This window comes from Paenibacillus glucanolyticus, assembly GCF_037333485.1.
GTDB lineage: Bacteria > Bacillota > Bacilli > Paenibacillales > Paenibacillaceae > Paenibacillus_AQ > Paenibacillus_AQ glucanolyticus.
Genome location: NZ_CP147845.1, coordinates 223111 through 238336, shown reverse-complemented (window position 1 = coordinate 238336; position 15226 = coordinate 223111). Strand labels below are relative to the sequence as shown.

Below are 15226 nucleotides of genomic sequence, written 5' to 3'. Positions count from 1 at the left end.
ACTGAACAACAATATGAACATCAGGCCAATGAAGAGCTTCCAACTCTGAGGCGTTCTCGTCAAGGGGAATTGATCCTTAATTGATCAACCATCCCCCTAAGTTAACCGGCACCGCCCGTTACCGCGGAATCAAAGTGGATTGAACCAGGACCGGCGTGCTTTCGCGGCAGGTTACTGTTCAATCAATTTGGGTGGCACCGCGAGCGCATAAGCGTCCCTCGTCCCATATGGACTAGGACGCTTTTTTATTTTTTCCACAGAAAAGGAGCGCGGTGATCATGTTAGACATGAAATGGGTCCGGGAAAGTGCAGAAAATCAGGAGCAATTGCAGCGTGTAGCTGACCAGAAGGGCATCGCCCTGTCGGTTGCCGAACTGGTCGAGCTGGATGAACAGCGGCGAGCCCTGCTGCTTGCCGTGGAGGGATTGCGGCAGAAGCGCAATACGATGTCGCTCGATATTAGCAACCACATGAAGCAGGGGCAGCGTGAAGAGGCAGAGCTTCTGAAGCAGCAGGTCAAGGCTATCAATACAGAGCTGGATATACAGGAAGGGCTGCACCGGGAGGTTGACGCTGCTTACAACGAGCTGCTCATACTTGTACCGAATATCGTTTCGCCGGATACGCCTGTAGGCGCTTCGGATCAAGACAATGTCGAAGTTAAACGCGTAGGCCAGCCACCCGAGTTTGAGTTTGAATACAGGGATCACGTAACACTTGGTGAGCTGCACCGATTGATCGATATTCCCCGCGGCGTCAAAACCGCCGGCACGCGCAGCTATTACCTGACCGGCATCGGGGCGATGCTGCACCGGGCCGTTCAGCAGCTTGCGGTTGATATGCTGACAACCAGAGGCTTTACCCTCATGGATGTACCATTGACCGTACGGACGGAGGCTATGCAGAATACGGCCTTCTTCCCGCTGGGTCAGGATCAGGCCTTTCACATAGCTGAGGAAGACAAGTGGCTCGTTGGCACCTCGGAAGTCCCCTTAGTATCGTTTTACAGCGGGGAAATCGTTGACGTCACGCAGCCGATCCGTCTGGCTGCTGCATCGCTATGCTTCCGAAGCGAGGTTGGCTCGGGTGGCCGGGATGTCCATGGTCTGTACCGTGTTCATCAGTTCGCCAAGGTGGAACAAGTGGTTCTCTGCGAAGCGAGTGAGGAAACCTCGGAGCAGCTTCTTCAGGAAATCACGGCGAATGCCGAGGAACTGCTTCAGATGCTCGAGCTGCCGTACCGGGTCGTTGCCGTCTGTACCGGCGATATGTCGCAGAAGACGTACAAACAATACGACATCGAGACCTGGATGCCAAGCCGCGCAGCTTATGGAGAGACCCACTCGTCGTCGGACCTGCTGGACTTTCAGGCGCGCCGTTCGAACATCCGCTACCGGGATGCGGAAGGCAAGCTGCGTTACTGCCATACACTGAACAATACGGCTGTGGCGTCGCCCCGGATTCTGATCCCGCTGCTGGAGAATCACCAGCAGGAGGACGGTTCGATTCTGATCCCGCAAGCGCTGAGACCCTACCTGAACGGAATGGAGCGAATTACGCCGCCAAGCGAGACAGACTGATTACAACAAGCTCCACCCTATCTGAACATTCAACAACGCGGCCGCTGCAGGGTCGCGTTGTTTTTTGGGCTATTGGTCGTGCAGATGAAACGCCAGCCGGAGTTTTCGTTATTATGCATCCACAGAATCCTTTTTAAACGATACTTAGATCAGGTGAATAAGCATATATTATATAAGAGTAATTACATACTTATTTTTCATATCGATTAAGTAGGTATATAATATGGGTTATATAGAGATACCATCTCCAACTGTTAATGTACCATTATCGGTTATCTATATAATTTCACTCACCGTGCACTACGTACGCATAAGGAGGTCATACCAATATGACAGAACCACATCTTGATCATACAGCGCCCAAAGCGCTCCGCGATATCCCTCTATCCATTCTGGATCTCGCACCGATTACAGCGGGCAGCACCGCTGCACATTCGCTGCGGAATACGCTTGATCTTGCCCAGCATGCCGAGAAATGGGGTTACAACCGTTACTGGCTTGCCGAACATCACAACATGCCCGGGATTGCCAGCTCTGCCACATCCGTGGTCATTGGGCATGTCGCTGGAGGCACCAACACCATTCGCGTGGGATCCGGCGGAATTATGCTGCCCAACCATGCACCGCTTGTCATTGCCGAGCAATTCGGTACACTGGAGTCGCTCTACCCGGGCCGGATCGACCTCGGTCTTGGCCGTGCGCCGGGATCGGATCAGCTAACCTCCCGGGCACTCCGCCGCGGACCCGGCAGTGATGGCCAGGATTTCCCTGACCGTCTCGGCGAGCTCCGAAATTACTTCCAGCCCACCTCCGGCTCGTCCATGCGCATTCGGGCGATTCCCGGTGAAGGCTTGCATGTTCCGATCTGGCTGCTCGGCTCCAGCGGATTCAGTGCCCAGCTGGCAGGACAGCTGGGGCTTCCATTCTCATTTGCGAGCCATTTCGCCCCGGATTATCTGATGCCTGCGCTGGATTTGTACCGCAGCAGCTTCCGGCCTTCTTCCGAGCTAAGCAAGCCGTACGCCATGATCGGCGTGAACGTGATCTGTGCGGACACGGATGAGGAAGCGCAGCGCCTTGCCACATCGCCGTACCAGCAGTTCCTGAATATCATCCGGGGCCGCACCGGCCAGCTGAGTCCGCCGGTAGACAGCATGGATGATCTGTGGAACCTGCAGGAGCAGGCCATTGTGAAGCGCCAGCTCAGCTTCTCCGCGATCGGCAGCCCGGCCACCGTCCGTGCGCAGCTGGAGCAGTTCCAGCAAACAACAAACGCGGACGAGATCATTGTTGCCGCCGCGATCTATGATCATAAGGCGCGTCTGCACTCTTATGAGCTGCTGGCGGATGCCGTCGGCATCAAATAACAGCCCTTATCCAAAAAGACCAGTTAAGCCCGGAACCCGGCGCTTAACTGGTCTTTCTCTTTTTTTATAGCGTCAGCCCGCCATCAATGGTCACCAGGGATCCTGTCATATAACTGGAGCCCTGGGAAGCCAGGAAAGCTACCACGTCGGCAATTTCATCCGCCTCAGCCGGACGGCCCATCCGCATGTTGCCAATCTCTTCCGGCACGTACCCGCCTTCCGTGAAGGACTTGGCCACCGCTGCGGTAAGCGGCGTCTGAACGCCGCCTGGACAGATCGCGTTCACGCGAATGCCCATCTTGACGTATTCCAGTGCTGCGGCCTTCGTCAAGCCGATCACCGCATGCTTGCTTGCCGAATAAGCGGCAGCACTATGCTCACTGCGAATACCCGCTGTCGAAGCGGTATTGACAATATGCCCGCTGCCCTGCTCCTTCATCACTTTCAGGACATACTTCATGCCGAGGAAGCAGCCCTTTACATTCACGGACATTTGACGGTCAAACTCGTTCTCGTCAATATCGTCCAGCATCGAGAACTTCTGCACGATCCCTGCATTGTTGAAGAAGAAGTCAATTCTGCCGTAGCTTTCAACCGCCTTGTTCACATAGTTCTGAACATCCTCGGTCTTGGTCACATCGGCTTGCACGAAAATGCCGTCCCCGCCCCGCTCCTTAATCATGCGCAGCGTTTCTTCACCGGCTTCCTTGTTGAAATCGACCAGCACAACCGTTGCGCCATTCTCTGCCAATTTCAAGCTGCTGGCTCTACCGATTCCGCTGGCTGCACCCGTGATGACAGCAATTGTTTGGTTATCGGACATGTATCAACACTCCCCTGTTGAAATCTATAGTGATTTACTTCGCGTAATATCCGCCGTCAATCGGCAGCTCAACACCGGTGATGTAAGAAGATTCGTCTGAAGCCAGGAACAATACACCGCGCGCGATGTCTTCCGCTTTGCCCAGGCGTGGAAGCGGAGTCTGGGATTGGAACCACTGCGTCATCTGTTCATCCTTGAACATATCAACGGTCATTGGAGTCTCAATAAATCCGGGGTGAATCGAGTTGCAGCGGATGTTGTGCTTCGCGTAGTCAACAGCCGTAGCTTTGGTCAGCATACGTACAGCGCCTTTACTCGCCGTGTAGGGACCTGCGCCGCTGCCGCCGGTCAGACCGGCAATGGAGGAGATGTTGACGATGGAACCGCCGCCGGCTTCGATCATGTGCGGGATGACATATTTTTGGCCAAGGAAAATGCTCGTCACATTAATGGTCATTGTTTTCTCCCAGCCTTCCACCGTCAAATCCATGAACGGCGTAGCATTGGAGATACCGGCATTGTTGACCAGGATATCGATCTTGCCAAACTTCTTCATCGTCTCGTCCACGACGCGAACCCAGTCTTCTTCGGAAGCCACGTTGTGCTTCAATCCGATGGCTTCGCCGCCAAGCGCTTCAATCTCGGCAACCACGTCTTTGATCTTGTCTTCCTGAAGATCCGTGATGGCCACCTTGGCTCCCTCTTGCGCAAATAAAAGAGCGTCAGCTTTACCCATACCGCCTGCTGCACCCGTAATCACCGCTACTTTATTATCTAATCTTCCCATAGGAATACCTCCTGAAATTGTTAGTCATTGGACCCGTCTTCCGCCTTGGATTGACTGATCTTAAGCTGCAAATGCTCAATCATCTTCTCGTACGAGGCGATCAGCACATCCATCTCCTGATCCGAGAAATCCGACCATAAACCTTCGTTCAATTCACGGTACTTCGCAATCATTCGGGCCTCCACTTCACGGCCCTGCTCCGTAATCTTAAGATAGACCTGACGCCTGTCCGTGCTTGAAGCCACTCGCTCAATGTAACCTTTGCTGACCAGCTTATTGCTTAAATTGGTCACAGCAGAGAGTGTAACATTCAAAGCATTGGCAAAATACGAGCTGGTCTGCTGCCCCTCGTAAGCCAAGGTCTGGAGCACGAAGTACTGAGGAGCTGTCAAATCGTTGTCCAAGATCTTGGCATAGTTCGCCACAAGTGTCATCATCTGACGAGCCATCATGTTCGATAGTTGTTCCCGCTTATCCAGTATCAGTATTCATCTCCTCGGTGCTGACGAAGTCCGTCATCGTTATATATTACAAATTTAAATAGTTAAAATCTTTTAACAATTAAATTGTATACCCTTTCACATAGCTCGTCAACCGCGATAAAATGCCCGTTTTGGTTGTTATTTCCATGATTTCAATTGCTGTATTTCGATTCAGATTCAGGTTCTGATAGATAAAAAAAGCACCTCCCGGTGCTTTTGTAAAGTATATCCATCCCCATTTCGGAGTATCCCGTAAGGTGTTAGGCGGCTCTTGCGGAGGCTATCTACTCTCTGTTATGTTTCGACTTGGCGTTATGTCTCTGATCAGCACTATCTTTCAGCATAGCATTATGTTTCTGGTTGACCTCATCCTGCACCAAAAAAGGCACCACCCTAAGGTGATGCCTACTCTGATCCGGTCGATTATCCAGCAGCGGTATCCATCCGCTCGTGAAGCGTTGCTTCCTGCAGGTAATCGAGTGTCATGCGGTCCACAAACCGCGAGAACTTCTCTTTCTTCTTCCCGTTCTCCTGATAAATGGTTATCAGCTTCAAGATGATCGGCGCCAGCTGCTCAGCCTTCAAATCCGTGTGCAGCGGCTTCGCCAGAGCAGCCTTCAACCCTCTTGGCTCTCCGCCAACATAGAGATCAAAGGCATCCCTCATCTTGATGACGGCAATATCTTTAAGCAGGGGCTCGCTCGTTCCCAGTGCACAGCCGGCGTACCCGATTTTCAGGGGATTGGGTACCGGATGATCGGATATAACTTCATCCAGCATAGCTGCAACATCCAGGCCCGAATCCTCTGCTCCCCGGCAAAAATTACAGGTAATCAGGCTCTTGGAGACAAAACCGGCAGGATGAACTTGAAGGCCTGCGGCCACCAGCTTCGCCTTCGCCTCCTCCGCCCGCTCTTCATCCATCTCCACGTACAGCTGCTTAAAGGTTGTCATCTCTATGCGGGCATCCTCACCTACGATGGAGCCCAGTACCGCCAGCTGCTGCGGGCGGAACAGCGTCCCGCCCACTTCAAAGCCGGGGGTTACGGCAAACTTTTGCGATGCCAATGTCTACACTCCCATCAAGTCACCATAGTATCTTTTCCTTGCTCTACGAATATCCTTCATCCGTTGCCGTTACACCTTCATGCGCTGCAGACGAAGAGCGTTCAGCACAACCGATACGGAGCTGAGTGCCATGGCGGCCCCGGCCACCCAAGGTGCCAGAAGACCGATGGCGGCAATCGGAATGCCAAGCGAGTTATAACCGAGCGCCCAGAACAGGTTCTGACGAATGTTGCTCATCGTTTTGCGGCTCATATAGATGGCATCCGGAATGCTGTTCAGATCACCCTTCATCAGCGTAACGTCCGCGGCTTCCATCGCCACATCCGTACCTGTCCCGATAGCCATGCCGATATCGGCAACGGCAAGTGCCGGCGCATCATTAATGCCGTCGCCAACCATGGCGACCTTCTTGCCCTGCTGCTGGAGCTTCTTCACTTCGTCCGCTTTACCTTCCGGCAGCACTTCAGCAAGAACATGGTCAATGCCCACCTGCTTCGCAATGGCTTGAGCCGTGCGTTCGTTGTCACCGGTAATCATGATCACTTCAATGCCCATTTGCTTCAGTCTGGCTACGGCTGCCCGGGACGTCTCTTTAATGGTATCCGCCACGGCCACCAGACCGGCATATCGGCCATCTACCGCGGTAAGCATAGCCGTCTTGCCCTCGGTCTCCAGCTCCGACATTCGGGCCAGAACCGAGTCGATTGCCACGTTATGCTGTGCCATCAGCTTACGTGTACCGACAAGCACCTCGTGTCCTTCCACGTTGGCACGGATGCCATAGCCCGGAACGGCTTCAAAATGCTCGACAGCCGGGAGCTGTGTCCCTCTTGCCTCAATTCCGGCAACAATCGCTTCAGCCAGCGGATGCTCGGAGCTCTTCTCCGCAGATCCAACCAGACGCAGGAACAGCTCCTCGTCAATGTCGTTCACTTCAACATCCGTCAACTCGGGTTTACCCTTGGTGACCGTGCCTGTTTTGTCCAGAATGATCGTGTCGATTTTATGCGTGGATTCCAGATGCTCCCCGCCTTTAAACAGCACGCCCAGCTCTGCCGCGCGGCCTGATCCGGCCATAATCGAGGTTGGCGTAGCCAAACCCAGCGCACATGGACAAGCAATGACCAGTATGGCGATGGCAATCTCTAACGCATGGGCGAAGTTACCCGGTGTTACCCAGAAGAACCACACGAGGAAGGCAACCACCGCAATTCCAACCACAATGGGAACGAAAATCCCCGAGATGACGTCCGCCACCCGCTGAATCGGGGCTTTGGAGCCCTGTGCTTCCTCCACCACCTTGATAATTTGGGCGAGAGCTGTCTCTTTGCCCACTTTGGTCGCTTCAAGTGTCAAGCGTCCATTCTTGTTCATGGTGGCACCGATGACAGCATCGCCCGCTTTTTTCTCAACAGGAATACTTTCACCGGTCAGCATGGATTCATCCACCGCCGACGTGCCTTCCACTACTTTCCCGTCCACCGGAATTTTCTCGCCCGGTTTCACCAATACGAGATCTCCCGCCATCACCTGTTCAATCGGAATGGTGATCTCCTGTCCGCCACGAACGACCAGGGCTGTCTTGGCCTGAAGACCCATCAGCGTTTTGATGGCTTCTGAGGTACGGCCTTTCGCCATAGATTCGAACAGCTTGCCCATAATCACCAATGTGATTAGAACCGCACTCGTTTCATAATACATCTCGGGCCCATGGTGTACGCTCGCTCCGGCCGCTGCCCAATCGATCGTTAGATAAAGGCTGTAGAAGTAAGCGGCTGAGGTGCCGAGTGCAACGAGAACGTCCATATTGGCGCTTTTGTTGCGGAGCGCTTTGTAAGCCCCCACGTAGAACTGTTTTCCGATATAGAATTGTACGGGCGTTGCCAGGGCCAACTGGAACCAAGGGTTCATGAACAGATCCGGCATCCAGATCCACGAGGTGAAGGAAAAATGGCTCACCATGGCCCATAGCAATGGCAGAGACAGAATGGCCGATATGAGCAGCTTCCGTTTCTGCTTGGTGATGGCCTCCTTGCGGTGACCTTCCTGATCCAGCGTCTCCCGTTTCGATACGGCTTGATATCCCAGCTTCTCGACCCGCTGCTGGATATCGCCAAGGCTAACCTCGGCAGGATTGTACTCCACCCGGGCGGTCTCCATGGCAAAGTTAACGTTCGCTTCGCTGACTCCCGGCATCCGGCTTACAACCTTCTCGATTTTCGCCGCGCAAGCCGCGCAGTACATGCCGATCAGCTGCAAATCAACCGTTTCCTTGGCTGTTCCGTACCCCAGCTTCTCGATTTTCTCTTCCATCTGCTGGACAGTAACCACCTTCGGGTCAAAAGTCACGGATGCCTTCTCCAGCGCAAAGTTCACATTGGCTTCCTGCACACCTTCCATTTTGCTTAAGCCCTTCTCGATCCGATTCGCACAGGCGGCACATGTCATGCCCGTTAACTGCAGCGACGTTTTCTTCGGCTCCATTGTTGCTCCTGCTTCCATCTTCTCCTCACCCCTCTTCATCCTCGTGCCATTTGGTCAAACTACGTTGTACCCTTGTTCTTCAATGATCTCTTTGATTTCTTCCAGATTGAACTTAGCTTCATCATATTTGACGGAAACGGTGCCCGCCTTCAGGTCTACATGGCCCTCGATGTTCTGCTGCTTCAGTGCCCCTTCAATTGAATTCACGCAATGCATGCAGGACATGCCTTCTACTTTCATGGTTACCTGTTCCATTCTGTATCTCTCCTTTAGGTTTGGTTTTATTGTTGATGAATCATCCAGGAAGCTCGACTCGACCTCCCGCTGAACTTTACTTGTAATTTCTATTTCTTGTAGTTAGTATACCCCCCTACCCTATATTTAGTCAACCAGTTATTATCGATTTTTTATAAAATAATTCCAATACTCATGGATACATCGCATAACCGTGCGGAATTCATCACTTTGACTAAACACATACTGCCACCTTCGGAAGGTGGCAGCTCCATACATTATTCACTTCAACCGGATCTTCTCCAGCTGAGAGTCCCATCCCCGTTACTTCATCAGCTTATTCATCGTTGTTAACAGCTCGGTAATAACCTCATCGTCGCCTTCCTGAAGGCGCTCCACGACGCAGCTCTTCATATGATGTTCCAGCAGTAATTTGCTGACACCGTTTAATGCCGACTGGATCGAGGAAATCTGGTTTAATACATCGTCACAGTACGTATCCTTCTCAATTAAGCCCTTCACACCGCGAATCTGCCCTTCGATCCGGTTCAACCGGCTGATGAGGTTGCTTTTCGTTTTATCGGAATGATGGCTCTTCCGCTCGCTGGTTACAGCACAAGCATCATGTACATGGTTCTCAGTTGTCATGCCCATTTCCCCCTCCTTTAAATCCCGTTCCTTCATCTTGAATCTAATCTATCCTGAACCTAGTATATCATATAGCCCCCCACCCTATAAAGCCCAGCTTATGGAATGAGGTTATCCGAACGGATGAGATTTCGTTGAATCGATACATGAATGGTTCTGTGGATCGCTATAACCAAAGGGTGCCCCATCAGATGGAATATCTGATGGGGCACCCCCCTATATTTTCGCCCGAATTAATATATGATCCGTCCCGAGTCATCCGGTACGCCTGATTTGCGGTAGAAGTACGTATTGATTACATCCCGCCAATGCTTGGCGTGCTCAGCCTGATCGGCCAGCCGCTGTGCCACTTGAGCGAAACGCTCCGGATCGACTTTGCCTTCTAGCGAGGTCCAGGCGTCAAGCAGTCCAGCGGCAGCCTCGGCTCCCTCGAAGTGAGTATCATATATGTGCTGAATCACGGTTTTGCCGGATTTCAGCATATGGGAATACGGGACATGATGGAAGAACAACAGCAGCTCGTCCGGGCAGTCCTCCAGTGAATCATACAGAGCGGCATTTGGTTCGAAGTACTGAGCAGTGTAGCCTGTACCCGTCGCCATCGTGCGGTCCACCCCCATGCCGTCCCGATCCGCGAAGTGATACGTACCCCACCGGGAATATTCATAGCCATCTACATCCGGACCATAATGCGTATGCGGTGTAATCATCCAGCCCACGCCGAGCGGTGACGTATAACTCTCATAGATCGGCCACGACTGCATGAGCATGCGGCACACCGTTTTTACAACTGACTCGTCATTGCCGAAGGTTAACCTCGTCCACTCTTCTGCAATCCCCTCCGAGGATAATTCAGGATTCCAGATCAGCCGTCCGAAGCCGTACAGATTCGCTTGTGCCAACGTATGGCCCGTCCAGTTCTCATCATTCCCGATGTTGGACACCGCAGCAATCCCGCTATATTTCATGCCATGCAGCGAGCCGTTTGTTATCTTCTTCACCTCAGACCCGGCCCCATCCGCATAGGTATCAAAATCCAGCACCTCTTTCCACTGCGGCACCAGATAACACACATGACGCTGCTGGCCGGTATATTCCTGGGCAACCTGGAACTCCAGCACCTGATTGGTCTCTTTCATGCTGCCGAACAGCGGCGATACCGGCTCTCGTACTTGAAAGTCCATTGGCCCGTTCTTAATCTGCAGCAGCACATTGTCCTTAAACCGTCCATCCAGCGGGGTAAAATGATCATAGGCCGCACGTGCACGGTCCGTGCTGCGGTCGCGCCAATCCTGCATGCAGTTATATACGAAGCAGCGCCAAATCACGAGTCCGCCGTGCGGCTCCAGCGCTTCGGCGAGCATATTGGCGCCGTCGGCATGGTCCCGGCCATAAGCGAATGGACCCGGCCGATGCTCGGAGTCCGCCTTGACCAGGAAGCCTCCAAAATCCGGGATATGATCGTAGATTTCATCCGCCGCATCCTTCCACCACTGCCGAACCTCTTCATTTAGCGGATCGGAGGTGGATACGCCCCCTATGTGGAGCGGAGCCGCAAAGTTGATGCTAAGATACAGTGTAATCCCGTATTCTCTGAAAATATCAGCCACCTTCGCAACCGTTGGCAAATATTCGGCCGTAATGAATCGCGTCTCGATCTCATGCACGTTGACATTATTAATGGAGATTGCATTCATGCCTACCGAAGCCAGCAATCGGGCGTAGTCCCTCACTCGCTCCAGATTGTCGGTAAACCGCCCGTTCTCGTAAAAAATCGACTGACCCGAATATCCGCGTTCAACGGTGCCGTCGACGTTATCCCATTGATTAATCATCCGCAGACGATTCACAGGCTGATCAGCCACCTTCAAACCGGTTAGCGGTTGATGGGAGGCCAGCAACCGCAGCAAATGAAACACCCCGTATAATATACCTTTGCCGGATCCCCCGATCAGGACAAGCTTCTCCTGCTGCCCTTGGCCTGAATGTACCAGCGTGAAGCCCTCCGGATCCAGCTGTGTATCAGCCCGGCCCCTATCCATAGCCTCGGTTATCCCTTCTGCGGCTCCTTCGGCTGCTGCCGCTGCCCCCACATGAATACGAACCTCCAGATGGGAGGAGTTCAAGGCTTCCGAGGTGATATTCGGTACGATGCCAAGCATGGATTGACACGCATGCTTCAGTTCCTGGACAGCCGCGTTCGCAACTCGGGACTGCTGCTGATCCACAACAATGGTGCCGAGTTGCCTGCTGTAGGCGGCAGCAAGCTCCCGATCCTCGATGGGCGCATATTGCAGCCACGCTTTATATAAAGTGCTGTTCAACGTAAGTTCCCCCTTCGTTTGGGCAAGGCCAATGATTTCCCAGCTTCTCACTCCACTAGTTCCTGCTGCCCTGAGGCAGTAAAATACAGATGCCGGCCACAAGGACCGGCACGACAAGCTGATGGCAGCCTCAGCCGCTTCATATATTAGCTATGGTAATTAATTTGAATGTAGGAATCCTTGTAAAAGCAATTACGACTTGACCATACGCTCCACCAAGCGGTGAAACGCACGCTTCGGTTGATGAAGCTCATCGAACAGGAATGGCCAGTTCTTGCGCCCCCGCACCGGGAAGTTGTCCAACCAGGTGTAATCGTCGGCTGCACCCCAGAAGGTAACGGACGTAATATGATCCCGATACTCCTTCAGAATGCCAAACATCTCGTCATACCGCTTGGCTTGAGCCTCCAGAAGCTCCTCCGGCGCCTCGGTCAGATCCTTTCTGGTGTCGTCGAACCGGAACATCGAAACATCGAGCTCCGTCAGCTGAAGCTGCAGACCGAGCGATGCATACTTCTCAATCGCTGCGCGGATATCGTCAAGGCCAGGATCGTACAGATTCCAGTGTGCCTGCAATCCTACGCCATGGATAGGGGTTCCCTGATCCAGCAAGGACTTGACCAGCGTGTAGATTTTATCCCGCTTGTTCGGATGGGACTCATTGTAATCGTTATAGAACAATACAGCCGACGGATCTGCTTCATGCGCAAACTGGAACGCCTTGGAGATAAACTCCGGACCCGCGATTTCCAGCCATTTGGATGGACGAAGGAGCTCTTCTCCTTCATCCGCGATCACCTCGTTCACGACATCCCAGGCATAAATATCATCCTTGTATCGCTTCACGACCGTATCGGTATGCGACTTCAACCGTTCGTACAGCGTCGCTTTATCCACCAAGTTCCCATTCTTGTCCTGGAACAGCCAGTCGGTCGTTTGGTTATGCCATACCAGCGTATGGCCTCGCATCTTCATTCCATGCTTGCGGGCGAAGGCAGCGAGTTTATCCGCATCCTCGAACGTATACGTATCCTCCGCGGGATGCACACTGACAAACTTCATTTCATTTTCCGCCGTAATGCTGTTGAAATGATAGGATAGCAATTCCTCCTGCATTTCGATCGTCAGCGGGTTTACGGCCGCTCCAATGAGAAAGTCATCCGCGAACATTTCCTTCAGCTTTGGTTCACTACGATGATGGTTGGTCACATTCAGTCCCTCCTTGAATTAGAGATAATAACAAGATTGATGGTTTATGATCGTGATGCCACCTGCATCCCGGTTGGTCGACAGTCATCCAAGGCATGCATCGGGCCACGTACCGTGCGCACAGGAAGCAGTGCGCACGGTGCACAGCTTTAGCGGCTCCCGCAGCTTAACCTTTTACCCCGCCCAAGGTCATCCCCTGCACAAAGTATTTTTGCAGGAACGGATACACCAGGATGATCGGCACACTTGCCACAATGGTCATCGTGGCCCGAATGGATGTCGGCGTGACCTGATTCGCTCCGCTTTCCGAGCTTGCGAACTGGCTTGCGTAATCATTGCCCGAGTTCATCGAGGAATTCGAGTTCTGGAGTATTTTCATCAGCTCGTACTGCAGTGTGCTCAGTTCCGTATAGGAAGAGTTGTAGAGGAATACGTCAAACCAGGAGTTCCACTGCGATACCGCCGTGAACAGCGATACCGTCGCAAGAACGGGTACGCATAGCGGGAGCACGATCCGCATAAAGGTCGTGAATTCACCGGCGCCGTCAATGCGTGCCGATTCCAGAATCCCTTCGGGCAGCCCTTCGATAAAGGAGCGAATGACGATCACGTTAAACACGCCGATCAGGCCCGGAATGATGTACACCGAGAAGGTGCCCAGCATGCCCAATTCGCGAATCAGCAGGAAGTTCGGAATTAAACCGCCGCTGAAATACATGGTCAAGATAAAAGCAATGGATACGAACTTGCGCAGTACGTATTCCGGACGGCTGATCGTATACGCAACCATGGCGCAGCAGAATACGGAGGTGATCGTACCGATCACCGTACGAAGCACGGATATGAAGGTAGCTTGAAAGATGGTTGCTTCGTTAAACACATATTTGTAATTCTCCCATGTGAAGTCCCGAGGCCATAGATAAATGCCGCCTTTCACCGAATCCGTCGCATTGTTGAAGGATACTGCGAGTGTATTCAGGAACGGGTACAACGTAACCACCATTAGGCAGATCATGAATACAATGTTCAAAGTATCGAATATCCGGTCCGCGGGAGACTTGAACCGGGCATGAGCTCGTGGTGAATCTGATGTCTTCGCCATATGAATCCTCCTGTAAGTGTTCTGAAGGAAAACGGTCCTCGTAAGCTTACGCTTAGAACAATCGTTCCTCGCCCAGTCTCTTCGCGATATGATTAGCCGTGAACAAGAGTATGAAGCTGACCACCGTCTTGAACATGCCTGCAGCGATCGAGAGCGAGAAGTTCCCCATCTGAATACCATATTTCAGCACGAAGATATCCAGGTTCTCGGAATAATCCACGTTCATGCCGTTACCAAGCAAGTATTGCGGTTCAAAACCGGATTCGAGCAAGTTACCGATATTCATGATCAACAGGATAATAAATACCGGCTTCAGACCCGGCAGGGTTATGTTCCAAATCCGTTGAAAACGTCCGGCGCCGTCGATTTCCGCCGCCTCATACTGCGAGGGATCGATCATCGTCATGGCTGCCAAATATATGATGGTGTTCCAGCCGACATTCTTCCATACTTCCGAAACACCGAGTATTCCCCAGAAATATTCTCCTTCTCCAAGCCAAAGAATCGGTTCCTTGATGAGACCGAGCCACAGCAGCAGCTCATTGATGATTCCGCCGTCCGAGGACAGAGCCGTCGAGATAATGCTCGCCGCCACCACCCATGAGATGAAATGGGGCAAATAGCTGATCGTCTGCACGACCCGTTTAAACATCAGATTACGCAATTCATTGAGCAGAATCGCCAGCACAATGGCGGTAACAAACCCGAGCACTAGGTTAATAAAACTCATGGCGAGTGTATTGCGCATGACCCGAAGGAAATGCTCATCCTGAAACAGGAAGGTAAAATGCTTCAAACCTACCCATTCCTGATCAAAGATTTTCTTCGCAGGTTTAAAATCCTGAAACGCTATCGTCCAGCCCCATAGTGGCAGGTATTTAAAGATAAACAGCCAGAGCAAAAAAGGAATCGACATGAAGACGAGCGCCTTCTGCTGCAGCAGCTTTTGAAAGAAGCTTTTTTCACCTGATGGCGGCCTGGTATTTAAACCAGTATCGTTTTTCCGTTGTTTATTGAAGAAACCTTTCGATTCCGCCGGCGTTTCTCGCAACGCCTTCGTCTCTGCAGGTCCAATCGGGTTCGCTTTATCCACGGTTTCTTCTCCTTCCTATCCAAGC

The 15226-nt window shown here is 52.4% G+C and carries 13 protein-coding genes; 2 read left to right on the top strand and 11 right to left on the bottom strand.

The window, feature by feature from the left end; genetic code table 11:
- Positions 1-278 precede the first annotated feature (278 nt).
- Together serS and WDY75_RS01085 are read left to right on the top strand one after the other, a co-directional pair.
- Positions 279-1580 (top strand): serine--tRNA ligase, encoded by a 1302-nt coding sequence (gene serS, locus WDY75_RS01090; RefSeq protein WP_063478095.1) that lies wholly within the window; start codon positions 279-281, stop codon positions 1578-1580.
- 329 nt (positions 1581-1909) lie between these two features.
- A complete protein-coding gene (locus WDY75_RS01085) occupies positions 1910-2947 on the top strand; it encodes an LLM class flavin-dependent oxidoreductase (RefSeq protein ID WP_036640216.1) in 1038 nt (345 codons plus the stop codon).
- 64 nt (positions 2948-3011) lie between these two features.
- Here the strand turns inward: WDY75_RS01085 and WDY75_RS01080 are convergent, their stop codons facing one another.
- From WDY75_RS01080 to WDY75_RS01030, 11 genes are all read right to left on the bottom strand, one after another.
- Positions 3012-3770, bottom strand: a complete 759-nt coding sequence (locus WDY75_RS01080) for an SDR family NAD(P)-dependent oxidoreductase (protein ID WP_063478096.1) — start codon at positions 3768-3770, stop codon at positions 3012-3014.
- 34 nt (positions 3771-3804) lie between these two features.
- The gene (locus tag WDY75_RS01075) at positions 3805-4557 is read right to left on the bottom strand and encodes an SDR family NAD(P)-dependent oxidoreductase (RefSeq protein WP_063478097.1); all 753 of its coding nucleotides are present in this window, start codon (positions 4555-4557) and stop codon (positions 3805-3807) included.
- 20 nt (positions 4558-4577) lie between these two features.
- Entirely contained in the window at positions 4578-5009 is a 432-nt protein-coding gene (locus tag WDY75_RS01070; protein WP_036640223.1) for a MarR family winged helix-turn-helix transcriptional regulator, read from the bottom strand.
- A 453-nt stretch (positions 5010-5462) separates the two neighbouring features.
- Complete coding sequence (locus tag WDY75_RS01065; RefSeq protein WP_006207107.1) at positions 5463-6107, bottom strand: nitrite reductase; 645 nt, start codon at positions 6105-6107, stop codon at positions 5463-5465.
- Positions 6108-6176: 69 nt separating this feature from the next.
- Entirely contained in the window at positions 6177-8609 is a 2433-nt protein-coding gene (locus WDY75_RS01060) for a heavy metal translocating P-type ATPase (protein ID WP_036640225.1), read from the bottom strand.
- A gap of 36 nt (positions 8610-8645) precedes the next feature.
- Positions 8646-8846: a cation transporter gene (locus WDY75_RS01055; RefSeq protein ID WP_006207110.1), complete on the bottom strand. Its 201-nt coding sequence runs from the start codon at positions 8844-8846 to the stop codon at positions 8646-8648.
- Positions 8847-9149: 303 nt separating this feature from the next.
- A complete protein-coding gene (locus tag WDY75_RS01050) occupies positions 9150-9473 on the bottom strand; it encodes a metal-sensitive transcriptional regulator (protein WP_006207111.1) in 324 nt (107 codons plus the stop codon).
- Between the two features lie 233 nt (positions 9474-9706).
- Entirely contained in the window at positions 9707-11797 is a 2091-nt protein-coding gene (locus tag WDY75_RS01045) for an alpha-glucuronidase family glycosyl hydrolase (RefSeq protein WP_063478098.1), read from the bottom strand.
- Between the two features lie 192 nt (positions 11798-11989).
- Positions 11990-13006 carry an endo-1,4-beta-xylanase gene (locus WDY75_RS01040; protein WP_063478099.1) on the bottom strand — a complete coding sequence of 339 codons (1017 nt, stop codon included), beginning with the start codon at positions 13004-13006 and terminating at the stop codon, positions 11990-11992.
- A gap of 166 nt (positions 13007-13172) precedes the next feature.
- Complete coding sequence (locus tag WDY75_RS01035; protein WP_006207114.1) at positions 13173-14108, bottom strand: carbohydrate ABC transporter permease; 936 nt, start codon at positions 14106-14108, stop codon at positions 13173-13175.
- A 52-nt stretch (positions 14109-14160) separates the two neighbouring features.
- The gene (locus WDY75_RS01030) at positions 14161-15201 is read right to left on the bottom strand and encodes an ABC transporter permease (RefSeq protein WP_063478100.1); all 1041 of its coding nucleotides are present in this window, start codon (positions 15199-15201) and stop codon (positions 14161-14163) included.
- Positions 15202-15226 lie beyond the last annotated feature (25 nt).